This is a genomic window from Dryocola boscaweniae (assembly GCF_025215095.1).
GTDB lineage: Bacteria > Pseudomonadota > Gammaproteobacteria > Enterobacterales > Enterobacteriaceae > Dryocola > Dryocola boscaweniae.
This window is the reverse complement of the sequence record NZ_JALHAP010000081.1, coordinates 89,500-113,589: the sequence shown is the minus strand read 5'-3', so window position 1 is coordinate 113,589 and position 24,090 is coordinate 89,500. Positions and strand designations below refer to the sequence as shown.

General features: G+C 54.8%; 17 protein-coding genes, 1 tRNA gene, 1 other RNA gene and 1 pseudogene. 3 read left to right on the top strand and 17 right to left on the bottom strand.

The window, feature by feature from the left end; genetic code table 11:
• Positions 1-5 precede the first annotated feature (5 nt).
• From MUA00_RS16215 to eptB, 15 genes are all read right to left on the bottom strand, one after another.
• A complete protein-coding gene (locus tag MUA00_RS16215; RefSeq protein WP_408639720.1) occupies positions 6-974 on the bottom strand; it encodes a glycosyl hydrolase family 8 in 969 nt (322 codons plus the stop codon).
• 34 nt (positions 975-1,008) lie between these two features.
• Complete coding sequence (bcsD, locus tag MUA00_RS16210; RefSeq protein WP_271124059.1) at positions 1,009-1,476, bottom strand: cellulose biosynthesis protein BcsD; 468 nt, start codon at positions 1,474-1,476, stop codon at positions 1,009-1,011.
• Positions 1,476-5,336, bottom strand: a complete 3,861-nt coding sequence (locus MUA00_RS16205) for a cellulose biosynthesis protein BcsC (RefSeq protein ID WP_271124058.1) — start codon at positions 5,334-5,336, stop codon at positions 1,476-1,478. Before MUA00_RS16205 ends, bcsD begins: the two co-directional genes overlap by 1 nt.
• Before the next feature lie 13 nt (positions 5,337-5,349).
• On the bottom strand, positions 5,350-7,668 hold the full coding sequence (gene bcsB / locus MUA00_RS16200; protein ID WP_271124057.1) for a cellulose biosynthesis cyclic di-GMP-binding regulatory protein BcsB: 2,319 nt from the start codon (positions 7,666-7,668) through the stop codon (positions 5,350-5,352).
• Positions 7,665-9,785, bottom strand: a complete 2,121-nt coding sequence (bcsA, locus tag MUA00_RS16195; RefSeq protein WP_271124056.1) for a UDP-forming cellulose synthase catalytic subunit — start codon at positions 9,783-9,785, stop codon at positions 7,665-7,667. The genes bcsB and bcsA overlap by 4 nt, the downstream gene beginning before the upstream one ends.
• Positions 9,786-9,805: 20 nt before the next feature.
• Complete coding sequence (gene bcsQ / locus MUA00_RS16190; RefSeq protein ID WP_271124055.1) at positions 9,806-10,612, bottom strand: cellulose biosynthesis protein BcsQ; 807 nt, start codon at positions 10,610-10,612, stop codon at positions 9,806-9,808.
• Positions 10,603-11,169 carry a cellulose biosynthesis protein BcsO gene (gene bcsO, locus MUA00_RS16185; RefSeq protein WP_271124054.1) on the bottom strand — a complete coding sequence of 189 codons (567 nt, stop codon included), beginning with the start codon at positions 11,167-11,169 and terminating at the stop codon, positions 10,603-10,605. Before bcsO ends, bcsQ begins: the two co-directional genes overlap by 10 nt.
• A gap of 587 nt (positions 11,170-11,756) precedes the next feature.
• Complete coding sequence (gene dppF / locus MUA00_RS16180) at positions 11,757-12,761, bottom strand: dipeptide ABC transporter ATP-binding subunit DppF (RefSeq protein ID WP_271124053.1); 1,005 nt, start codon at positions 12,759-12,761, stop codon at positions 11,757-11,759.
• Entirely contained in the window at positions 12,758-13,741 is a 984-nt protein-coding gene (gene dppD / locus MUA00_RS16175) for a dipeptide ABC transporter ATP-binding protein (RefSeq protein WP_271124052.1), read from the bottom strand. The genes dppF and dppD overlap by 4 nt, the downstream gene beginning before the upstream one ends.
• 11 nt (positions 13,742-13,752) lie before the next feature.
• Positions 13,753-14,655: a dipeptide ABC transporter permease DppC gene (gene dppC, locus MUA00_RS16170; RefSeq protein ID WP_271124051.1), complete on the bottom strand. Its 903-nt coding sequence runs from the start codon at positions 14,653-14,655 to the stop codon at positions 13,753-13,755.
• Positions 14,656-14,664: 9 nt separating this feature from the next.
• A complete protein-coding gene (gene dppB, locus MUA00_RS16165) occupies positions 14,665-15,684 on the bottom strand; it encodes a dipeptide ABC transporter permease DppB (protein WP_271124050.1) in 1,020 nt (339 codons plus the stop codon).
• A gap of 227 nt (positions 15,685-15,911) precedes the next feature.
• The gene (gene dppA, locus MUA00_RS16160; RefSeq protein ID WP_271124049.1) at positions 15,912-17,519 is read right to left on the bottom strand and encodes a dipeptide ABC transporter periplasmic-binding protein DppA; all 1,608 of its coding nucleotides are present in this window, start codon (positions 17,517-17,519) and stop codon (positions 15,912-15,914) included.
• A gap of 697 nt (positions 17,520-18,216) precedes the next feature.
• A non-coding RNA gene (locus MUA00_RS16155) (RtT sRNA) lies at positions 18,217-18,330 on the bottom strand.
• 32 nt (positions 18,331-18,362) lie between these two features.
• Positions 18,363-18,439 (bottom strand) — tRNA-Pro (locus MUA00_RS16150).
• 100 nt (positions 18,440-18,539) lie between these two features.
• Positions 18,540-20,222, bottom strand: coding sequence for a kdo(2)-lipid A phosphoethanolamine 7''-transferase (gene eptB / locus MUA00_RS16145; protein ID WP_271124048.1), 1,683 nt, complete (start codon positions 20,220-20,222; stop codon positions 18,540-18,542).
• A gap of 317 nt (positions 20,223-20,539) precedes the next feature.
• Between eptB and MUA00_RS16140 the strand changes: the two genes are divergently transcribed.
• Positions 20,540-21,127: an HD domain-containing protein gene (locus MUA00_RS16140; protein ID WP_271124253.1), complete on the top strand. Its 588-nt coding sequence runs from the start codon at positions 20,540-20,542 to the stop codon at positions 21,125-21,127.
• On the opposite strand, the gene MUA00_RS16135 is transcribed toward MUA00_RS16140, so the two are convergent.
• The gene (locus MUA00_RS16135; RefSeq protein ID WP_271124047.1) at positions 21,118-22,326 is read right to left on the bottom strand and encodes an L-lactate MFS transporter; all 1,209 of its coding nucleotides are present in this window, start codon (positions 22,324-22,326) and stop codon (positions 21,118-21,120) included. The two genes, MUA00_RS16140 and MUA00_RS16135, sit on opposite strands and share 10 nt — an antisense overlap.
• Before the next feature lie 558 nt (positions 22,327-22,884).
• On the opposite strand from MUA00_RS16135, the pseudogene MUA00_RS16130 reads away from it, so the two are divergent.
• Positions 22,885-23,040: pseudogene (locus tag MUA00_RS16130) on the top strand (type II toxin-antitoxin system RelE/ParE family toxin); the annotation flags it as partial.
• Positions 23,033-23,323 (top strand): helix-turn-helix domain-containing protein, encoded by a 291-nt coding sequence (locus tag MUA00_RS16125; protein ID WP_271124045.1) that lies wholly within the window; start codon positions 23,033-23,035, stop codon positions 23,321-23,323. The pseudogene MUA00_RS16130 and the gene MUA00_RS16125, both read left to right, overlap by 8 nt.
• 7 nt (positions 23,324-23,330) lie before the next feature.
• Here the strand turns inward: MUA00_RS16125 and MUA00_RS16120 are convergent, their stop codons facing one another.
• Positions 23,331-24,047: an autotransporter domain-containing protein gene (locus MUA00_RS16120; protein WP_271124044.1), complete on the bottom strand. Its 717-nt coding sequence runs from the start codon at positions 24,045-24,047 to the stop codon at positions 23,331-23,333.
• Between the last annotated feature and the right edge of the window lie 43 nt (positions 24,048-24,090).

Below are 24,090 nucleotides of genomic sequence, written 5' to 3'. Positions count from 1 at the left end.
AACGACTATCGCGCCAAACCCGCCAGCATCTTCAAACTCGCGGAATAATAATCTTCCTGCTGGGTGATTTGCAGCTCGCCCTGAGCGTTATCCCCCATGACCAGATCGCGTACCGCCAACAAACCGCCTTCCATCATGTAAGGCGCGGGATCGTTGGTAGTAACGTTGACCCAGGCCGGGGTCTGGGCGCGCGCGAAGCGTCCCCACCAGGCTTTATAAGGTTCCAGTAGCGGGCTTGCCGGGGTGAACCACTTCACATAAAGCGGCACGCGAATGGCGTCGTAGCTAAAACGCGCTGGCCACTCTTTGGCGGGCACAACGTGTCCGTCTGCATACAGCGAAACCCAGTCAGCCGGAAGCTGGGGGTTACCAAAACGCATTTTACCCAGCAGCTTTTGCCCATCGTTAATCAGATCCCGCCATACCGTTAAATGGCTGCGGTTGGCGAAGTCCTGCCAGGCCGGGAAAACAAAGTAGGACGGGTTAAGATTCACATAGCTGTTGAGGTTAAAGCCCTTCGCGCCCGGCAGCATGACGCGGTAACCGCCAAAGTTAATGACGTTATGCTCCACCAGCGCGCGGGTTATCGCATCCGACGCCTTTAAATAGCTGTCATCGTGCCAAAGATCGCCCGCTTTGAGCAGCGCCCAGGCGATGAACGTGTCGCCATCGGTGGCGTTGTTTTTATCGGCGACAGGCTGGGCGGCAACCGGGTTATAGCGCCAGTAGAACAGCCCGTTATCGGGATTTTTGAGGTTTTGTTGCGTCCAGCGCCAGATCTTGTCGAAGCTTGCGCGGTCGTTATTCCTCACCGCCATCATCATGGCGAAACCCTGCCCTTCCGTATGGCTGATGCTGTTATTACCGGTGTCGATAATACGACCATCCGCCATCAAAAACCGGGTTTTATAGCTTTCCCACGCCTGACCTGCCAACGCCTGCTGACTGATAACCAACGCGATTACCGCCATCATCAGCACTTTGCATCGCTGCCACATTCCTTCACCTCTACCTGCTGTTTTGATATCTGAAATGCACCACCGTGGCCGATGGGGACGCCTCACGCCACAGTGAAACATGCGATTTACCGCCCTGATCCCGCAGCCAGCGGGCATAAAGCCCCTCCAGCACGGCGCTAAACGCGCTGTTCCAGGCGGCCTGCTGCGCTTCGTCAGCAGGAACAGGCAGCGCCATATGGCGAATCTGCATCGCCGTTTCGCTGGCCTCGATATCAATATAGCCCCAGTTGAAGGCGGCGAGCTGAACATTTATCTGCTCTTCAAGCTCGCCCACGGTTCTCGCGAGCGTTAATGGGAAACGCGCGCCCAGCTTGTCGCCCATCTGCACCAGGAACGGGCGACTTTGCGCCTCGCCAACGTTAGTCACCATGCTATCAATCATGATGTGAATCAGCGAGAACCAGCCCGGCTGCGCCTGCTGGTTTTGGAAATAATGCAGCAGTTGTTGGTCGTTCATTATTTGTTCCCCAGCAAGTAGCGGAAGTAAACCTGCGCGGTACTTTCGTTGTAATCGCCAAAGGTGTCGTAACCCACCTGGCCACCCATGCTCATATCTTTGTTAATCTTATAATCAGCCGACGCGCGCAGATTGTAGCCGAGGCCGTTTTCGCTGCCGCCGCCGTAGTAAGCTTCTTTGGCGAAGCCGTTAGCCACGTAGTTTTCCAACTGCGATTGCAGGGCCGAATCGCCCGGGAAGTACGGACTTTCGTCCTGGGTATAAGACTGATAACCCAGCGACGCGCCGACGCCCAGCTTCCAGTTGTCGAACTTCTGCGTGTAATCCACCGGGAAGGAGACGCTAACGTAATCCTGCGGGCTAAAATAGCCGCCCTGGCCGTAGCTGAAATAGCTGAGGTTTTTGGAGAAGTCCATATAGCTCATGCTGATACCGGTCTTCAGCTCCCGGTCATCGTAGTGGAACGGACGCAGATAGACGCCCGCCGACCCGTTGACGTTGCTGTTGCTCGGCACGTTTTCACCCAGGTAGTTATACAGCCCGAATCCGGCATAAAACCCGGCGTCGCCGTTGTCGTAGCTCAGTTGCGCGCTGCCGCCGTTTTTCGTGACCTGGCCCCACTTCTTGCCGCTGTATTTGTCTTCAACGCCGACATAAGACAGCAGGCTGTCCATCACGGCGCGACGCTCGCCGGTCAGCACCAGCTTGAGGTAATCCGTCAGTTGCGGTGACCACTGAATGCCCCCCACGACGGTGTTCAGATCCTGGCCGAGCGGCGTGGAGCCAACGTCAAGCTTGTACTGGTCGCCGGTCAGCGCCATGCCCACTTCTACGCCAGACGCGTTTTGCGAGCCCTGCGATGGCACCTTGATCTTATCGACATCGGTCAGCGTTTTTGGCGTGGTGGTTGATGCGTTATACAACTCTTCGCCTACCGCGCCCTGAATCAGCGCCCCGGTGCCGAAGCGGCGGCTGGACTCCTCAGATGAGCTTCCCGCGTTCAGGCTGATTGGCGTAACGTTGATATCAAAGCGCGAATCGCCAAAGGGGACGGTAGACCATTGCAGCGGCGATTTGATTTCAGTGAGCTTGCTCAGGCCGCTTTCACCATCGCGTCCGCGCACGGAAACCGCACCGCGCGCCCAGGTGGCGGTTTTGTCGGTCAGTTGCTCCATCATATTGTCCACCTGGCGCAGCGTGCCGGCCTGCTCGCTTTCCACAGGCAGATCGGTACGCGTTGTGCCCGGCGGAGCGGTTTGCGGATTACGCGCCAACTGCGCTTCCTGCCACGGCATCGCCTCGCCATACAGCGAGGCGGACGCTGGTCTGGCGCTACGGCTGGCAGTCCCCACAAACGGATTATCCGCTAACGCCAGGCCGCCGAGCATCGGAGCCGTTTCGCCGTTGCTGTTCTGCAAGCCAAGCAGCTTGCCGCGAGCGGTGCGCAGATAGCTCATCGCCTGCTGATGGTTGCCTTCTGCTTCCGATACACGCGCAAGCAGCAGCAAACGCTGCGGCGTTTCGTCGTTACGCAGCCCGGCCGCCAACTGTTTCGCCTTATCCACGTCTTTGCTGGCTAACGCCACGTCGATGGCGCCCGCCCGGGCATCCTGCTCCGGCGTGTCGCGCGTCATCAGATAGTCGTAAACCACACCCGCTTCTTTGTTCATTTTGCCGGACTGATACAGGCGCGCCATGGCAAATATCAGATCGGTATTCTGCGGGTCACTCTGCATCGCGCGGATCAGCTTGTCATAAGCCGCCGCATAGTTGCCCTGGGTACGAAGCTGGTCGGCTTCGTTAATAACATAGCCGTTGCGAAGGCTCGCCAGTTGGGTCGTTGTGCTGCGCGATTGCAGTTCAGGATTAGCGAGCCACGCCTGCGCTTCACGCCCCAGACCCGCCTGATTAAGCACGCTAACCTGGTCAGCATAATCGCCGGCGTTGCCCTGCACGCCACGGCGCATATTGTCCCGCACGATGGAAACGGCGGTATTAACGTCGCCGCTTTGCGCCAGCATGCGCGCCAGCTTGCCTGCATCCGCCGGACTCTGCGGTGGACGGACGGCTAACGCTTTGAGCGTATTTGCGGCGGCGGTGGTATCGCCCTGCGCCAGATAGCGTTCGGCAACCGCCATTTGCAGGTTGTAGTTCACACGCTGGGACAGCTCGCGCATATCGCTATTCTGGCTGGCGGCCGGAATGCGCGACAGCAGCGTCTGCGACTGCTGCCAGGCGTTGTTTTCGCTGGCAAAAAGCGCGGCGGCGTACAGCTCGGTGTTGCTCGCATTGCTGCGGAACGACGGAGCCATGACGTTCGCCGCTTCGGCGCTGCGCCCTTGTTTTTGTAACTGGCGAGCCAGGTCCAGACGCAGCCATGGGTCGGAGGGATAACGGGCCACGCCCTGTTGCAGGATGGCAATCGCACGCTGCGGATCGCCATTTGCCGCCGCCTGCTGCGCCTGTCGGCGCACAGGATCGGTCGGGTTGCCGCCGGAAACTCGCGGCTGGAGCTTAGCCTGCAGGCTTGACGGCAGCGTTTGCAGCATCGCCTGAGCTTCCGCTGTTTTGTTCTGATCGCGCAGCACGTAGTAGAGGTTTTCACGCGCGGAGGCGTTATTCGGCTGGTCGTCCAGCACGCTACGCAGCGTCTGCTCGGCGGCGGTGTAATCTTTGTTGTGACGCTGCACGTCGGCGCGGAACAGTTTGGCAGACGTTCCCTGCTCGCCGCTTTGTTGCGCCAGCGGAGCGCTTAACGCCAGCGCCTGGCTGACGTTGCCTTGCTTAAAGGCCGCCTGCGCGCCGGCAAGCTGGCCGTAAAATTCGGCGTCGGCAGCCTGCTGTTTACGCGCATCTGAATCCGCTCCGCCAAGGCTTGCCGCCCGGTTCAGATACTGCGCACCTGCGGCGTAATCCCCTTTACGCAGAGCAACATAGCCCATCCCGGCCAACGCATCGGCGTCTTCCGGGTTGGTCTGTAATACCTGTTCAAACTGGCTGCGCGCCGCATCGGCATTACCGCTGTTAAGCGCGGTAAAACCTTCGCCCTTTGCCGTTCCGCCAATGCTTTTACGGAAGTACTCCTGCACGGCGGCGTCTTTCGGGTGGCGCTGTAAATAAGTCTGATAATATTGATCGTCGCCCGCCTTCGGCCCCAGCCATAGCAAAGCCTGGCGCAGGGATTTATCCGCATCCTGGCTGCCGCTGGCCATCGTCTGGAGGATATCCATGCCTTCGCGACGCGTATCTTCCTGGTAGGTCAACACTTTACCCAACGCAATACGCGCGCTGTTGTCCTGTGGATATTGCGCGGTGAGCTGACGCAGCTCGGTCACAGCCTGCGGATAGAGCGATTTTTCCCCGGCCATCGTCAGATAGTATTCCGGCGCAAGACTCGGCGGCGGCCGATCGCCGTTAAACAGCGAACGCCAGGTTGCCAGCGCTGCCGGAACGTTGCCGCTGCGCGCCTGCTGACGGGCCAGATCAAGCTGCCCACGCGGCACCTGCTGCATCTGTTTGGCGTTATCAAGCGCCTGTAAATTGCCGTCCTGCGGGGAAACCGACGCCAGACGTTCACGCCACTGGGCAGCGCCTTTGAGATCGCCCGCCTGCTGCGACCACAGCGCCATCAGATATAACGCCTGGGTATTGCCGGCATCCACCATCAGCACTTTTTTCAGCGATTCCATCGCCAGATCGTCGTGAGATTTTTCATGCCAGTAGTTGGCCTGCTCGAACAAGGCTTTTAACGCCGGATTGTTAGTGTCCGCCGCCTGCGCGCTGTGTATGGCTCCCATCGCCAGCCCGCCAAACAGGCAAAGCGTGGACAAATGTCTGGCGGTTTTATTCTTATGATTCATTCTGCTACCACCTTTACTCACGATCATCACCCCGAGGGTTAAGACGTTTGCGCGCGCGCTGTTTCAGCAGGGCATAGAGGCTCAAACCAATAATCGTCGCAAACAGCAGGCCAAAAATCGCCAGCAGCGCCGAATGCTGGTTGGCGTACCACACCACCATCATGTACCAGGGCATCTGGCCGCTCGGGAACTGCGGGCCAACGCGGAAGCTGCGCACGCCGTTTTCATCGGTGATGATGGCGGCGTCGCCACGAATCCCCGCGTTGATACGCGCCGAGCTGAGGTCGTTGTGCAAACGGGAAAGCTGTTCGCCATTGCTGCCAATCGCCATCACCACCAGGCGCGACGGGTTCCACTGCGAGCGGAAGCTCACGAATCCACGCCACGCCTCGTTGGAGGAGAAGTAGCGGTCAGCGTCAACGCCCGACGCGCCCCAGTCTCCTTCCAGCCAGCGCTGGGCTTTTTCCCACATACCTGGTTCGCGCACGCCGAAGGTATGTTCGTTGCTGGTAAACGAGGACTGAGCCAGCAGCGCACGGTTAAACGCGCTTTGTTCCAGCGTGGAAACCGCCAGCACATCGCTTTCGCTCAGGTGCAACTGATTCGCTCCGCCGGAAGGGAGGCCAAACATAACCCGGTTGTTGCTAAGCGCAGTGCCGGTGGCGTTGCCTGAACGGGCAGCCAAATCCAGCAGCGTGCCAATTTCGCTTTCGCCTGGATTTTCAGGCAGCAGCAGCACGGTTTGCGAGAAGTCCGCAAGACGTGTGAACGGGAACGAAGCCCCAACGAAATACGAAAGATTCGGCAACAGCGCAAAGTGACGAGTGTTGCTCAAATCAATCCACGAATCTTCGTCGATACGGCTTTTGATATTGTTGTTAAGCAGCACGCTGCACGGCGCGTTTTCTTTGGTTTCAATCTTAAAATAAAGCGCCAGTTGGTTGTCGCCGTAAATCAAATACGGCTCAAGCGGCATGTCGTAGCTTTCCTGACGCGCGTCGCCGCCCACTTTGTGCCACAGCGTTTCCAGCGCGCCCTGCTTGTTGACCGGCAGGTTGTGCAGGAAGGTGCCGTTGAAGGTCATCGACAGATACGAGCGATCCTCATCGATCCACGGCTCCGACGGGAAGCGATAACCGATCTTCAGCGGAATGGTGTCGCCGTCCCACATAAAAAGATCGGGCGCGGCGCGGAACGCCAGGCGCAGGGAATCATGCCAGATGCCGGTGGCGGTCAGGCTTTGGTCTTTGCGCATCAGCTCGCTCAGGCGTACCGGACGTTCGGTAGAAATCCAGCGCGGCGCGTCGTAGGGCTTGCTGACCGGAATGGTCTGCGGCTCAACCGCCGCGCTGGAGGTCAGCGTTTTGAACTGACCGCGGGTTAGCCGCCAGACGGCGCTGCGTAGCTGCCGATCGTTATTACCCACCACCAGCAACAGCTTATAAACCGGGTTGCCGGGATTATCGATGATTTGCAGCATCGCGCCATTGCTCGCCGGAAGCTTCAGACCGCCGATAGATTCACCGGGCTTGCCGAACAGAATGCCGTTTTTCTCCGGCAGTTTGTCCTGCATGGCTTCAAAGGAGATGCCGCGATAATCAGCCTGAATCCCCAGCCATGAGGCAACCTGCGCCGCCGCGCTCACCTGTTCAGGCAGCGTTTTCGCCGGGAAGGCGAACATCATGGTCGCAGGAGTCATCTGCATCTCGTCAAAGAACGGACGCGGGAAGTGGCTTAAATCGGCGCCGATATTGAGCTGTTGAGCTTCCAGATCAAGCCGGGTGCTCGGCATGATGGTGACCTGATATTTATCCGACAGATCCCGCTGACAAAGCAGCGCGTCGCCGTCATTAATCTTGAAGCTGATATTGTTGCGTGATACCACCATCGCCGCCGGGATATCGAGCTGGTAGGTAGAAACGTTGCTGTCCGCCGAGCCCAGCGGCACCGTGCCAAGCGGCTGGCCGTTGAGCATCAGTTGTAGCGTAGTGTTGCGCGCCGCCATCGCCGGAGACACTTTCAGGTTCAGCATCAGTTGGGCGTTGGTAACAACCTGATCCGCCGACAGGGTGAAGTCGATACCGCCCTGTAGCTGTCCGCCGCTTAACACGACGCCAAGAGGCTGCCCCATCTGTGCAACGGTAACGCTGCTGACGTTACCGGGCGTAAAGGCTGAAGGCGCAAGACCAGCAGGCGCAGGTTCCGCGGCCGGGGGCGGAAAATCTACCGGCAGAAGGGATTCCACGCTTGTCGGCTCTTCAGCCATAACCGGCATCGCCAGGACGCTGAAAGCCAGGAACATCTGGCAGGCTTTACGGAACATCCATTTCATACTGCGCTGTCCTCGTTGGCGTTATCTATGCGGCGGGCTTCTTCAAGACGTCGACGACGATTTTCACGGCGGGATTTCCAGGTCAGCCAGAAGAGATCGAACACGCTGCGAATGATGGTCAGCAACGAGCGGAACGGATTGTCCTGCGGTTTTGGCGGATGGATCCACGCATCGGCACGGGCCAGCACCACGCGCACCAGTTCACGGCGGCGGTCGAGGGGAATTTCGTCGAACATCAGGCGAATAGATTTGTCGTCGCTGGCGATTATCTTAACCGGAATACTGATGGTGCCAGACTGCAACTGCAGCTCTACTTCTTCGATTTCGTCATGCAGATGGCGTTCATCCACCACCGCGATGCGGCAGCCGCCCATGGATAAATCAAGAGTATGGCTACGCGAAGAAATGCCGCTCGCATAGTGAATAACAACCGGCACGCTAACGTCGATACGAATGGTTTTACGCGTCTGCCGGGTTTCACGCGCAACGGCAATCGCCGCCAGCAGGAAGATCAGGCTGTATACGCCCCAGGCTACGTTCAGCGCGATAACTTTCGGGTCGACGCCAAAATAGTCATGGGCGCAGGCGCGCACAATCCCGGCGATAACGCCTATCGCAAGCAGCACTGCGATGACAATGTGCGGACGCACGATACTGAAATCGAAATAGCCTACGTCCAGCAGCGCGCCTTTGTCCGTTACGTTGAATTTGCCACGTTTCGGGAATATCAGCGTGATGATGGTTGGCAGAATCAGATGGAACGCCAGCACCATATCGTAGATTTCGCCCCAGAAGCTGTAGCGGAACCGCCCGTTCAGCCGCGAGTTCAGGTAAATACACAGGAACAGGTGCGGCAACATATAGGCGAAAATCAGGCTCGCCGAGGAGTGGATAATGTTCAGGTTAAACAGCAGATAAGCCAGCGGCGCGGTCAGGAACGCCACGCGCGGCAAAGCAAACTGGAACGAGAGCATCGCCGTCAGGTAGCAAAGGCGCTGCTGCCACTTCAGGCCGCGGCCTAAAAGAGGATTGTCCAGACGCATGATTTGCGTCATGCCGCGCGCCCAGCGGGTTCGCTGAATGACGTGCAGCACCAGACGTTCGGTGGCAAGGCCTGCCGCCAGTGGGATATCCAGATAGGCGGATTTCCAGCCCAGACGCTGCATTTTCAGCGCGGTGTGCGCATCTTCGGTAACAGTTTCAACGGCAAAGCCGCCGATTTCTTCCAGCGCGCTGCGACGGATAACCGCGCAGGAACCGCAGAAAAACGTCGCGTTCCAGTTATCGTTGCCGCGCTGAATTTGCCCGTAGAAAAGCTGGCCTTCGTTGGGAATATTTCGCCCGACGGAAAGGTTGCGCTCAAACGGGTCCGGAGAATAGAAGTAATGCGGCGTCTGCATTAGCGCCAGTCGCGGGTCAACCAGAAACGCCCCAACGGTCGCCTGCAGGAAGATACGTGTGGCAACGTGATCGCAGTCGAACACGCAGATCAGCTCACCTTTTGTCAGCTTCATGGCGTGGTTGAGGTTGCCCGCCTTGGCGTGAGAGTTGTCGTTACGCGTGATGTAGCCGACGCCGACGTTTGCGGCGAACACCGCGAATTCGCTGCGCTTACCGTCATCCAGCAAATAGATTTTTAGTTTATCGGCAGGATAATCAAGGCACTGGGCCGCCAGTACGGTATCACGCACCACCTCCAGGCTTTCGTTATACGTCGGGATATAGACGTCAACGGTTGGCCATTTTGACGTGTCATCGGGCAGCGGCACAATCGTGCGCTTAAGCGGGAAGAGGTTTTGCAGATAGCTCAACATTATAATTATCCAAATGTAGAGTTCTGCTAAAAAAAGACCGATGCCCAGTATGGCTTCTATTTCAGAATTAAAATGCAGGGTCTGCGTTGCACGAAAATAGATATATCGGGTAGACATTAAAACAGCCACCACCATCATGATGACGGAAATGCTGTGCTTTTTGCTAAAACCTAATAAAAACAAAACGCCAATGCTGATTAAACCAAAAATATACTGCTTTTGGCTGTCCATAGGCGTAATAACGATCAGCACGGCTATTGGCGCCAACACCAATAGCAGTAAATAAAACAGGGCCTTTTTCATAGGACTTCCTGAAAGTGTGTTCAGAAATTAGACGTTCTCAGACCGGCGTGTACAGCACCGTCACCAATTTTTATTCCCAGAATGCCCGCCACGCGTTTGCTCACCAGCTCAATATCAAAAGCAGCGGCAGAGGCTGCGCTGAAATCAAATATCGATTGCTGTGAGGCATTGGCTTCAGCGACGCTTTCATCCCGGTTAATAATGCCGAGCAGACGATCGCCGAGACGCTGCTGCATAAAAGCAGTGACATCACGGCTAATGTGACGACGGCTATCGCTTTGGTTTATCAGGAAATAATATCCGGCTTTATGATTAAGCGGCTCGCCGCCCGTCAGCCGATGGTTTTCGATGTGCGGCAGGAGCGACAGCGAAGCGGTATCCGCCAGCATCGTCACCAGATGCAGGTCGGCCAGTTGAGACATGGCCTTCAGCGCAGGATTGGGTCCCGGGGGGAAGTCAGCCAGAATCACCAGGCCGGGATAATTAAGCAGGGCGCTTAATCCACGCGTCAGGAAATGGCTGTCGTTAGTAAGACGCTGTTCGAAATCGAGGCGCTGTTCTTCAGTAACATCGCCATAAGGCAGCACAAACATGTTGCTGCCCGCGGTGAGCACGGACTGGCTCCAGTCGGCAGACTCGCTGGCGCGAGCCACGAAGCCGCGTCCGTCGGACAACGGTACGCCAAAATGCAGACGCAGCGCGTTTTGCACATCGAAATCAATGGCCAGCACTTTGCTGCCGGAACGCGCCAGGGCGTACGCCAGGTTGGCGGTGATCGTGGTTTTTCCTACCCCACCTTTTGGCGAGCAAACACAAACTAGCGGCATGAAGCAATCATCTCCAGGAGCGGTTGTAACGGGAGGTCTTTGGCAGGATGGTTTGTCGTCGTTGCCCCTTTGGCCGCAAAAAGCTGTTCAAAACGCACAGGTTCGGCTTTTGCCGGCGCGGCATAGTGTTTCGCGGGTTCAAAAGCTGGAGCAGCAGATGGCGCAGGGGCCGCGGCGGCGGGGGTCAGTTGTGCAAACAGGGAAGCCGCCGCGGGTTTCTCTTCCGGGAGCGAATTTTCTGCGGCTTTTTCAACTGGCATAGCCGCGTTCAGGCTGCCAAGAATAGAGTGATGCGCGCCCACCGGCTCAATAACCTGTGCAGGTATCGGCTTAGCAAAAGCTGCGTCAAATTCGCCGGGTTTGATCGCCTGCGGTACAGGCACCGCGACGCTGCCGGCCTGCGCCAGCACCGAATCATCGTTATCGCCGGAAAGCTGTTTGATAATCGCCCAGTTACTGGTGCTTAACTGCTGAGTTTGCGCCGACATATCCTTGAACCCAATAGCGCCCGTGCGTGTCTTGTCCTTGAAACGCTGCAAATCATCATAACTTTTCATTTCGATGCCCATGATTTACAAGTAAATATTATGAATGCCACGCACGGCTTTATCGTGGCCAGGCATTGCTGGAAATTAAAGTTTTGTCTGCGGCAGTGACATACATACAAACGCCACGCAGCGTGTTTCATTTGCGTGGCGTGATAATTACACTATTTATTATTATTTCCGTAACCTGCACGGCGGGTTATTCGTAATATGATATCGATAGCCTGAGCCATATCTCCATCTTTTTTTCTTATTCAATTCTATATAAGCATAAAGTATTAGTCCGTCAAGGCAGTAGCACATTATTTATCCCGACATAAAGCAAATAACCCTATTTTAAGCTGTGCGATACGTTAAAAAATAAGAAAGCCCAAAGATTTATTTTGTGAGAGAAATTAACATTTATCGCGAAAGGAATATTTGTGTGATTATTTAAAGGGAAAATATACCAAGCGGCTGCGCAATATTACAGACTGGAAAAATACAGTAACTGTAGGGTGGGTAAGCACGAGCGTCACCCACCCTAAACGTTCCAGAAGGCGGATGACGCAAGCTTATCCGCCCTACAAAAAAGCCGGGAGAATCCCCGGCTTTATATTTTAACGAATTTCCCCGTTCTCATCCTGGTCAACAGCAAAGCAAGCCACTAACTGGCCGCCGTACTCTTTGAGCTGCGGCTGAAGCTGCGTGCACGGCCCAAAACGACGACGGCAGCGGGCGTTGAACGCACAGCCCGGAGGCGGATTCAGCGGGCTTGGCAACTCGCCGGTCAGCTTGATGCGCTCGCGACGGTCGTCCGGGTTCAGGCGCGGCGTGGCTGAAAGCAGCGCCTGCGTGTACGGATGACGCGGGTTGGAGAAGATCTGGTCTTTCGTACCTTTCTCCACGCAACGGCCAAGGTACATCACCATCACTTCATCAGCGATGTGCTCTACCACCGACAGGTCGTGAGATATGAACACGTACGACAGCCCCATTTCCTGCTGCAGATCCATCATCAGGTTCAACACCTGCGCGCGCACGGATACGTCCAGCGCGGAAACAGGTTCGTCCGCAATCACAACGTCCGGATCCAGCATCAAACCGCGTGCGATAGCGATACGCTGACGCTGGCCGCCGGAGAACATATGCGGATAGCGGTCGTAATGCTCGGTTTTCAGGCCGACCTTCGCCATCATCGCCAGCGCTTTTTCACGGCGTTCGGCTTTGCTCAGGCTGGTGTTGATTTGCAGCGGCTCTTCCAGAATTTGCCCCACTTTTTTACGCGGGTTCAGCGAGCCGTACGGGTTCTGGAACACAATCTGGATCTTCTGGCGACGCAGCTTTTCCGCCGTTTCATCAGGCTTGAGCAAGTCCTGGCCCTGATAGTACAGCTCGCCGCCGGTCGGGATTTCGATCATCGTCAGCAGGCGGCCGAGAGTGGATTTCCCACAGCCGGATTCGCCTACTACCGCCAGCGTTTTACCGCGTTCGAGGTTAAAGGAAACCCCGTCGAGCGCTTTCACCAGGCGTTCCTGGCCGAAAATGCCCTTTTTCACCGGGTAGTGTTTTTTCAGGTCGATGGCCTGCAACAGCGGTTGCGTGGCGGCCTGTTCGGTACTCATAGGGTTGGCCTCCCGGCATCATCGAGTGGGTAGTGGCATTTGGACTGACGTCCGTTGTCCACCAGATTCAGTTCCGGCTCTTCGGCACGGCAGCGGTCTGTCGCATACGGGCAACGCGGGTTCAGCAGGCAGCCGTTCGGGCGGTCGTACTTGCCCGGTACAACGCCCGGCAGCGAGGCCAGACGGGCTTTGTCCTGCGCAAATTCCGGCAGCGCGCGCAGCAGCGCCTGGGTATAAGGGTGACGCGGTGCGCGGAAGATGTCCTTCGCTTCGCCCGTTTCCACCACCTGACCTGCGTACATCACGATAATTTTGTGTGCCGCTTCGGCCACCAGCGCAAGGTCATGGGTGATAAGGATCAGCGCCATATTTTCTTTTTGCTGCAGTTCCAGTAACAGCTCGATGATTTGCGCCTGAATAGTGACATCCAGCGCGGTGGTCGGTTCATCGGCAATCAGCAGTTTTGGACGACAGGCAATCGCCATCGCTATCATCACGCGCTGGCTCATCCCACCGGAAAGCTGGTGCGGATAAACGTCCAGACGCGATGCCGCATCGGGAATACCCACCAGGTTCAGCAGGTCGATGGCACGCTGACGACGGGTTTTCTTGTTGCCGCCCTGGTGCACCTTAATCGCTTCCATTATCTGGAAACCAACGGTGTAGCAAGGATTGAGGCTGGTCATCGGGTCCTGGAAAATCATCGCCACTTCGGCGCCTACCAGATTGCGACGCTCTTTCTCAGAAATCTTCTGCAGGTCCTGGCCGTTAAATTCCAGCTTCTCGGCCATGACGCGGCCTGGATAATCAATCAGCCCCATAATCGCCAGCGAGCTGACGGATTTACCGGAACCCGATTCGCCTACAATACCGACAACTTCGCCCTGATTTACCGTGTAACTTACGCGGTCTACGGCACGGAACGGTGTCCCTTCGTCGCCGAAGTGCACCGATAATTTATCTACATTCAATAACGCCATTACGTCGCCCTTTACTGCTTGAGTTTAGGATCGAGCGCATCACGCAGCCCGTCACCCATCAGGTTAAATGCCAGCACCGTCAGCAGGATTGCGACACCGGGGAAGGTGACAACCCACCAGGCGCTTTGCGCGAACTGCAACACATCGGAGAGCATGGTGCCCCATTCCGGTGTTGGCGGCTGCGCACCCATGCCAAGGAAGCCAAGAGCGGCCATATCGAGAATGGCGTTAGAGAAGCCCAGAGACGCCTGCACGATAAGCGGTGCAAGGCAGTTCGGTAAAATGTTGATGAACATCTGGCGCATCGGGCTTGCGCCCGCCACGCGGGAAGCGGTGACATAATCGCGGTTAACTTCCACCAGCACCGCGCCACGCGTCAGTCGCACATAGTGCGGCAGCGCAACGAACGTCAGAGCAAGCGAGGCGTTAACAATCGACGGGCCGAAGATCGCCACCAGCACCAGGGCCAGCAGCAGGCTTGGCAGCGCCAGCATAATGTCAACGATACGCATGATGATGTTGTCGATAAGGCCGCCGAAATATCCGGCTATCAGGCCGAGTATCACGCCCATAATCAACGACAGCACAACGACCAGGCAGCCCACCAGCAGCGACAGGCGCGCGCCGTACATCAGGCGAGCCATAATGTCGCGGCCTACGTCATCGGTACCGAGAATAAACTGCCAGCTACCGCCTTCCTGCCAGACCGGCGGATGCAGCAGCGCATCGCGGAACTGTTCAGCCGGGCCGTGCGGGGCGAGGACGTTGGCAAAGATGGCAATCAGAATCATCACCGTGACGTACACGAGGCCTACGACCGCGCCTTTGTTACGTTTGAAATAGTGCCAGAACTCCTGGAATGGCGTCATTGGCTTCGGCGCCGCCACTACTTTACTTTCAGTTACTTGCGTCATGATGGCCCCTTATTTCTTATGGCGTATACGCGGGTTCACCACGCCGTACAGTAAGTCGACGAGCAGGTTAACGAGGATAATCATCGTCGCCACCAGCAATACGCCGCCCTGCACTACCGGGTAATCACGACGCTGAAGCGCGTCGATAAGCCAGCGGCCAAGGCCCGGCCAGGAAAAAATGGTTTCCGTCAGAATCGCGCCGGCAAGCAGCGTCCCGACCTGCAGGCCGATAACCGTCACCACCGGCAACATTGCGTTGCGCAGGGCATGAACCACGATGACGCGCATACGCGTCAGGCCTTTCGCACGCGCGGTACGGATGTAGTCTTCGCCAAGCACTTCAAGCATGGCAGAACGGGTCATACGCACGATTACCGCTAATGGAATGGTGCCGAGCACGACGGCAGGCAGGACCATATGGGCAAGCGCATCGATGAAGTCGCCCTGTTCGCCCCAGATAGCGGTGTCTATCAGCATAAAACCGGTAAGCGGCATGGTGTCGTCAAGGAATACCGTATCGCTGACGCGCCCGGAAACCGGAGTCAGGTTCCAGTACACCGAAACCAGCATGATAAGCATCATGCCCCACCAGAAGATAGGCATGGAATAACCGGTAAGCGCCAGGCCAACCGAAGTGTGGTCAAAGATGGAACCGCGTTTAACGGCTGCCAGCACGCCAACCGGGATACCCACGGCAACGGCGAAAATCATGGCGCATACGCCGAGTTCCATGGTCGCTTTAAAGCGCGGCACGAACTCATCCCATACCGGGAGGCGGCTTTTTAACGAAATGCCTAAATCGCCGTGCATTACGCCCCATATGTAATGGAGGTACTGCTGCCACATCGGCTTATCGAGACCGAGTTCGGCCAGCAACTGGGCATGACGTTCAGGAGAGATACCACGCTCGCCGGCCATGATCATCACCGGGTCACCGGGAATCATATGCACAAAGGCGAAGGTAAGTAGGGTAATACCGATAAACGTGGGGATAACTAGCCCCAGACGTCGAAGGATGAACTGCAACATATCCCGGATTCTCTGTAATCTCCCTGGGCTTTGCAGCACAAGGATTGTATTGCTCACAAATCTTTCCCTCATCATAGAGGGAATAATTTATTCACCCGAAGCTTGCGAAGGGCTGAACCGTAGGGCGGGTAAGCAGTGCGCCATCCGCCGCAACCACATAAGTGGTGGATGGCGCTATCGCTTATCCACCCTACGTATTCAACCGGCTTCGGGTTGGGTCCGTTTTATTATTCGACAGACACGTTTTCGAAGTGATGTTTGCCTAATGGATCAACCACATAACCTTTCACTTCTTTACGCACAGGCTCGTATACGGTGGAGTGAGCAATGATCAGCGCCGGAGCCTGGTCATGCATCACTACCTGAGCCTGCTTGTACAGCTCGATACGTTTGTTGTGATCTTCTGCCGCACGCGCAGGCTGGATCAGTTCTTCAAACGGCTTGTAGCACCAGCGAGAGTAGTTAGAGCCGTCTTTCGCCGCATCACAGCTAAACAGCGTGGCGAAGAAGTTGTCCGGATCCCCATTGTCCCCGGTCCAGCCCATCATCACGGCCTGGTGCTCGCCCGCTTTAGCGCGCTTGAGGTACTCGCCCCACTCGTAGGTGACGATTTTGGCGGTAACGCCGACTTTCGCCCAGTCAGCCTGAATCATCTCAGCCATACGGCGAGCGTTCGGGTTGTACGGACGCTGAACAGGCATTGCCCACAGGTCAACGGTGAAGCCTTTATCCTGGCCTGCTTCTTTCAGCAGCGCTTTCGCTTTCTCAGGATCGTAGGTGTAGTCCTTCACGTCATCGTTGTAGCCCCACATGGTTGGTGGGATCAGGTTTTTAGCGGCGGTGCCGGCGCCCTGATAAACCGCTTTGATGATCGCTTCTTTGTTCACCGCGTAAGTCAGCGCCTGACGTACTTTTACGTCATCGAACGGTTTCTTCTCGGTGTTGAAGGAAAGATAACCCACGTTCAGGCCAGCCTGTTCCATCAGATCGATGTTCTTGTCCTGCTTCATACGAGCGATGTCAGCCGGGTTCGGGTACGGCATCACCTGGCACTCGTTTTTCTGTAGCTTAGCGTAACGCACGGAGGCGTCAGGCGTGATGGAGAAGACCAGACGGTCAATTTGCGGCTTGGTGCCCCAGAAGCCCGGGAACGCTTTGTACAGAATGCGGGAGTCTTTCTGGTATTGCAGAAGCTGGAACGGACCGGTACCGATTGGGTTAAGGTCAGTTTTTTCCGGCGTGCCGGCTTTCATCATGTTGTCCGCATATTCTTTGGACAGGATGGAAGCGAAGTCCATCGCCATATCCGCCAGGAACGGCGCTTCCGGGCGAGTCAGCACGAACTGAACGGTTTTGTCGTCCACTTTCTTGATTTCGCTTATCAGGTCCGGCAGGCCCATGCCTTCGAAGTATTCGTAGCTGCCGCCAGAAACTTTATGGTACGGGTTCTGGGCGTTTTTCTGACGATCGAAGGAGAACACAACGTCGTCGGCGTTGAAATCACGCGTTGGTTTGAAGTCTTTATTGTCCTGCCACTTCACGCCCTGACGCAGGTGGAAGGTATAGGTTTTGCCGTCTTCACTCACTTCCCATTTTTCAGCAAGGCCCGGGATGATTTCTGTGGTGCCGATTTTGAACTCGACCAGACGGTTATAGATTGGCACTGAGCTGGCATCGTAAGTTGTGCCAGAAGTGAAAAGCTGAGGGTTAAAACCTTCAGGCGATCCTTCTGAACAATAAACCAGGGTCTTAGCCTGAACGCTGGCTGCAACGGTCAAAGCTACCAGGCTCAGACCAAATTTCAGCATCCCTGACTTCTTCAAGGAAATACTCATTCTTCTGCTCCAATGTGAGATGTGTTGTTTTTATCCGTTAGACCTTTGTTATTTGAGTGCGGTCTGTCCGGTGTGCCCGCGGGCGTTGGTGAGGCCAGGGGTTCCTTTCGTCAGGCTAGCTGTGTGGTAGTGCGGACTGTCCATAAAGTGCCCCTCACGCCCTACAATCTGTCAACAGATCGTTTAAACGTCAATACAGGTATCGGGGATTTACAACCGGGGTGAGAAACAGCGAACAAAGTTAAAAAAAAGCCAGCAGGGTCATTTCCAGCAGGGAAATTTATGCTACGGGCTTGTTACCAGAATATTACACTGCTTAATTTGCAACCGATAGCGGTAATCGGTTGCGCGCTTTTTAAAAAATTTCTTGCCGAACGATGATTATATGAACGATTTATTTTGTGATCTGCATCTCTTACAGCGAATCGTGCTAGATGGAAACATAAGCAATGGAGCAAAAAACCACGGTTTTTCATAACAAAATACGATGGAATATGTCACAAAATCATATAAAGGCGTGTGTTGGACGATGGAACGGGTATTTTGGGAAGAGAGGGGGATTTGTAGGGCGGATAAGCAATGCGGTATCCGCCTTTGTCCATAATAATCGTTGGATGGCGCTGACGCTTATCCAACCTACGGATGCATAAATTACAGATGCAAAAAGGCCAGCTCGAAAGCTGGCCTTTTCTGAATGTGGTCGGCGAGAGAGGATTATCCCCCTGCGGGCCGTTGCTAAAGCAACGTTGTCTCGCTGCGCTCGGCTCAAACCTCCTTCGGAGGTTCTCATCCTCTGTAAGCTACAGACGTAAAAAAACCTGCCGAAGCAGGTTTTTCTGAATGTGGTCGGCGAGAGAGGATTCGAACCTCCGACCCACTGGTCCCAAACCAGTTGCGCTACCAAGCTGCGCTACTCGCCGAATGCGGAGCGCATCTTACTGCGCACCGTTTTAGCCGTCAATCCCTTAACTTAAAAATTCAAATCGTTTGGCTTAAAAGCAAGCGCTTGTATCGCAAATGTTACTGCGCGGCCTTCTGCGGAACGTGGCACCAGTTATTGTTCTCGTTAATCCCGCCGTTTGGCGAGGTATAACCGAGACAACCCATAATGGTGTCGTACAGTTCCACGTGACGATGCGGTACTTTCATAGCCGCCTGCTCTTTCATATGTTCGAAAGAACGGGCGCGATCCGGGTCTTCAAGGTATTTATCAGACGCCCAGACCAGCAGCGGCACGCGGAACTGCTCTGGCGGAGCCATATCACGTGGCGTACCGTGCAGGTGTTTGTGCTCACTGATTGATTCACCGTGATCCGAGGCATAAAAGATAATCGCACGCTTATCACGCAGCTTATTGATGATGTCCGCGATAACCGTGTCCGTATACAGCACGGAGTTATCAAAGGCGTTAATTAACTGCTCTTTGCTGCACTCTTTATCAATGCTTACGCACTCCGGCGTCCATTTCGCAAAGCTGCGCGGATAACGTTGCACATAGGAGAAATGCGAGCCTTTGGTGTGCAGAACCACCAGATGTTTGCCCTTCGGATGCTCATCGATAGAACGTTTCATCTCTTCGACCAGCAGCATGTCATCAACCTGTTTCCCGCTGTTACGCGGCTCAGCGGCAATCTGCTCGCGATAGGAGAAGTTGTCCGCCATGGTGTTGCCGTAGAACCAGACTTCACTTTGCATTGCGTACAGGCTTGAGGAGAAGCCAAGCTGCTTGAGAACGGCAAAAACGTTCTGCTCTTTCAGGGTACGCTGCGGGTTATCTTCCGCCCCGCCTTCACGCACAAACATGCAGCGCAGCGAAAGCTTGGTTGCGGTATCGCACGACTCGCCACGGAAAGCGACCAGGTTTTTCTCCTGGGCAAGCTTCGGCGTGGTGTCGCGGTCATAGCCCAGAATGCCCATGTGATCCCAGCGCGTGGTTTCACCGATGATGAACACCATATAGGTATCATCAATGTCTTTTGGCGCCACATAGGTGAATTTCTTCACCGGGTTCATCAGCGAGCTGTTATCGTTCGACTCATCCGCCTGTGCCCAGGCGAACAGGCCAAGCGCGGAAATCCAGTTTGATGGCAGGTAGGAGTTCGCCACCACGCCGCCATAGCTTGGCATATCTACCGTTGAGCGTTTTTCGTTACGGTTTTGCTGCTTATCGAGATAGCGCAGCGGCGCCCAAACCATCAGGCCTGCGAGCAGAACAATCGCCACGCTCTTCACGCGATGCCCGCGGGTTTGCAACTGCTTAAGAAGCGTGTAGCGGCAGGTATTGCTCCAGATAAGAAACAGCGGAATGGCGCTAACCAGCACCATCCATAAAACGAAATGATAGCCGACGATTTCTTTCGACAGATCGATATCCGTGGTCATTACCGAAGCGATAATGCCATAGCCAATGACCACATTGAGGAAGGTCATATAATAGCTGGCGCCCACGGAGCACAGCACAATAAAGGTGGTGAGGATTCGCCAGACTAAACGTCCAAACAGCGAAAGCACACGCAGTAAGAAGAAAGTGACCAGCACTGTGGCGCACACTTCCGCCACAGCGGCAAACGCTTTCCATGCGTTGAAGTCATGCGCTAATCCATCAAAACGGTGATAAAAAACCGAGATGTTTAAGAACAGGCCGATGTATACCGCTAACAGAAAGCATAATTTCTGCTGGGTCATCGATTTAATGTAATTCATTCAGGGTGTCCTGGCGCAAAATAAGAAGACGTATAAAACGTTACTCAGACCTTTAAACTTTGAGGGAGTTCTGAGAAAGAAAGCGTTGCAAGGGAATCAGGATGATTCTCAGGCCATGAGTTATAGCAATGGCGCGGGCTAGTAGAGCACAGCGAGTGAAAAAAGTATCGACAAAAAGAGTGAGCAAGCGTGATATTTACACAATAAAGCATGAATCAATACGATTTATTAGTCCGGGATTTACACGGTTATTCTTGTACAAACACTTTGCATTAACAATATAAGCCCCGGCCGGGCAAACGGCATGCGGAGGGTACATCATGCAATCCTTAGAAGAGCGCGCCCGTCGTTATGCCACCAGGGCACACGCCGCCTGCGAGCAACGCCGCAAATATACCAATGAACCCTATATCGTCCATCCTGCGGCCGTCGTGGAACTGGTGCGCAGCGTCTGTTGCAAAGAAGAGGTGCTGGCCGCCGCCTGGCTGCACGACACGGTGGAAGACACCGGCACAACCATTATTGATATTGAAGAGCGTTTCGGCCCTGAAGTGGCCGCCCTGGTGGCGATGCTAACCAATCCAGAGCAGCTTCCCGGCATCAATCGCGCCCATCGCAAACGCGCCCATTTTCTGCATACCGCTCAGGCCTGTCCGGACGCACAAACCATTAAGCTTGCGGATATTATTGATAATACTCGTGAAATTTTGCGTTACGACCCGCATTTTGCGCGAGTTTATTTAATCGAAAAGAAGTTACAACTGGCAGGCTTAGAGCGAGGCGACGCGAGCTTAAAAAAGCAGGCGCACGGCATTATCGAACGGGGAATTTCACAATTAATGATGCCGCCGTATAACGTTCCGGCGGCATGGTTTACGAAAATAATAGCGCGCTATCAGGCGTGAGCGTGTTCATGCTGCATAGCTGCACGCGCCGGCTGGCGAATCGTTGTGGAAAGCGCCAGAGACAAAATCAACAAAGCGAAGATCACGCAGAAGGTCACATAGAAGCCGCCAAACAGCGAGGCGATAATCGAACCACAGATGCTGCCGATGCCGAACCCCAGATAAATCACGCCGTAGTTTTTAGTCAGATTGTTCAGGCCAAAGAACTCACTTACCAGAGAGGGGTAAACGGTGATGGTGCCGCCGAAGTTAAAGGCCACGCAGGCAATCGCCGCAAAGAATGTTGCTTCGTTAAGCGGAGCGAACAGCAGGGCCGCCATACCAATCAGGGAAATGACCTGGCCGAGCGTAATTACCCGGATACGAGCGATTTTATCGGACAGGATGCCGAGCACGAGGCGACCGCTCAGGTTAGCGATCGCTATCACCGTGACGGCGTTCGCCGCAGATTCCGCGGTTAAGTGCACCATGCCCTGGGCAATATCTTTCGCTACGCCGATCACATACAGGCCGCTCATGCAGGCAGTCAGGAACATTACCGCCAGCATCCAGTACTGCGGTTTACGCATAGATTCTGCCAGCGTGTAATCTTTCTCGGTCACGCCATTAACGACTTGCGCTTCGTGTACCGGCGCATCTTTCATCAGCGACGCGCCGAATAAAATCATCACCGTCGCCAGCGCGCCCCAGATCATAAACGTATTTTCCAGGCCGTAGGTTGCAAGTAGGTGGGTATCAATATATTTGAACCCAAGGCTGCCCAGGCCATAAGAGCCAATCGCAAAAGCGGAAATCAGCCCTTTGCGCTCCGGGAACCATTTTACGCAGTTAGAAAGCGTTAACAGGTAGCCCGCGCCGTCCGCAAGCCCAACCAGCACGCCCGCGCTTAGCCACAGCATCATTAAATTATTTGAATGGGCCGTCAGGAAGAAGCCGACGCCCAACAGCACGCCCGCCGCCATCGTTACCTTACGAACCCCAAAGCGTTCCTGCAATTTACCGGCAACGGAAGAAGAGATGGCAAGGCCCAGGCTTAATAAACCGAAGGAGAACGCCACCTGGCTGATGGGTTCGTTGAGCTTTTCGGATAAGGCGCTGTTAAACAGGCTCCAGGTATAAACGGAACCCAGAGCGAACTGGGTAATAATCGTCCCGATAAGGGTTAACCAACGAGTGCGGTTGTATTGAGCAGCGTTCATGGCAGATGTCCTGCAAATCTAAGGGAAGTTATCTGCCGCTTAAGATAACGAAGCGCATTTTATTCCAGGAGAAAAAGGCATGAAGTGCGTTGAAGACGGAATGAAATGCCTCTGAGCGGGAATGAACGACCTGAACACGACATCAGCACACGAGTTTGTGAGTAACCACTATCATTACAAGGCGCGTCATTGCTGTATATAAAATGTTAAATCATACTGTGACGGGGTTAACACAATTGTAAAGGAGATCGACAGAAATCAACGTAATGGCGCTCCGTTTCTTCAATTAAAGAAGTTAGCGAACGCTAACTAAACCTATCGTCATTCCTTTCTCTTCAAAAAATTTTCGCGGCGTTTTCCAGTTCTAACGACCTGTACCGGCAGAGGTATCTCAGTTAGAGCACTCTTTATCTCATGATCGCCTGCTGTGCTTTTAGAATAGACGCAGATATTAACTTATAAGTTAATATTAACAACGACAGGTAAGTGAGTTATGTTCGAACTGGCCTATCATCCGGCAGGAGTAAAAGAGTTGGAAATGCTCCCTCCAGTTCTAAAAGGGAAGATGGCACGAATATCGCGCGGACAATATTTATTTATCAAAGAGGAAAAACAATCTGGATACTCAGAACATTTATTAAGAAAGATGAAAAAACGCCTGCTCATGAAATCAGGCTCGCCATTAAACGTCTTGAGGAAATGACCCATGGCTAAAGTTATCCCCATTAAGCATGAAACCGTCATTAAACGTCTGCTGGATACACCCGAAGCCCTGGCCGCCTATGACGAAATGAGCGAAGAAATCGCCCTGCTTGAGCAATTAACGCAGTGGAGGGAAAGCGCAGGTTTAACGCGTGCGGAAGTCGCAAAAAGAATGGGCATAACACCTCCCGCGATAAGCCGCCTTGAGCGCCATATAACGAAAGCAACGTGGCAGACGCTTAAGCGCTATGCCGCAGCCTGTGGGATCGATCTTACACTCGCCGCCAGAGGCTGAACCATTATCAAAAGCGCGCGCTCACGCCCAGGTTATATATATAAGCTTCGCCAGTAGAAACGCCCTCGGCCTGCGACATAGAAGCGAACGCCGCCACATTTTTGCCGATAGGCATATCCGCGCCGACGGTGACATCCATCCAACTGATGTCCTGGACGCTTGCAGCAAAGGTGCGCGAGCCGGCCTGCGCTTTCCAGATATTATCGCCGTACTGGTGGTTGTAGCTTACCTGCGCCCACGGGCGAATATATCCCACGGACGAATCCAGCCGCCAGCCCACGCTGGAAACGCTGGCATGCCAGAGCTGGTCGTTAAAGCGCGAAGCCACCACGCTGTCGCCATATTCGTTATAGATGCCCGTTGAGCTGCCGTCCCAGCTATATTCCGCGGTTGGGCCGGTAGTAATGTTTCCCAATACGGGGAAAGTCCAGCCGATGCCGAGCCGCGAATTATCACGGCTGGTGCTATCATTTCCGGCAGAATAGTTCAGCCCCTGCTGGCTTTGCACAACCGTGGATGAGCGAATGCGTTCAGCAAGGATCTCGTTATAGCTTGGCGCGCGGTCGCTATCCCAGGTATAACGGTCCTGGGCATCGCCCGTTGATTCTTCTGCAATATATTCTTGCTGCCATGCAAATGCATGTGTGGCATGGAGCAGGCACCACGAGGCCAGCGCCGTGATAAACGTGACACGGCGACCACTGCGTATAGAATTTTTTATCATCAAAACGACTCCAGAGAAGAGCCAAATCCGGCGATGCTTTTTG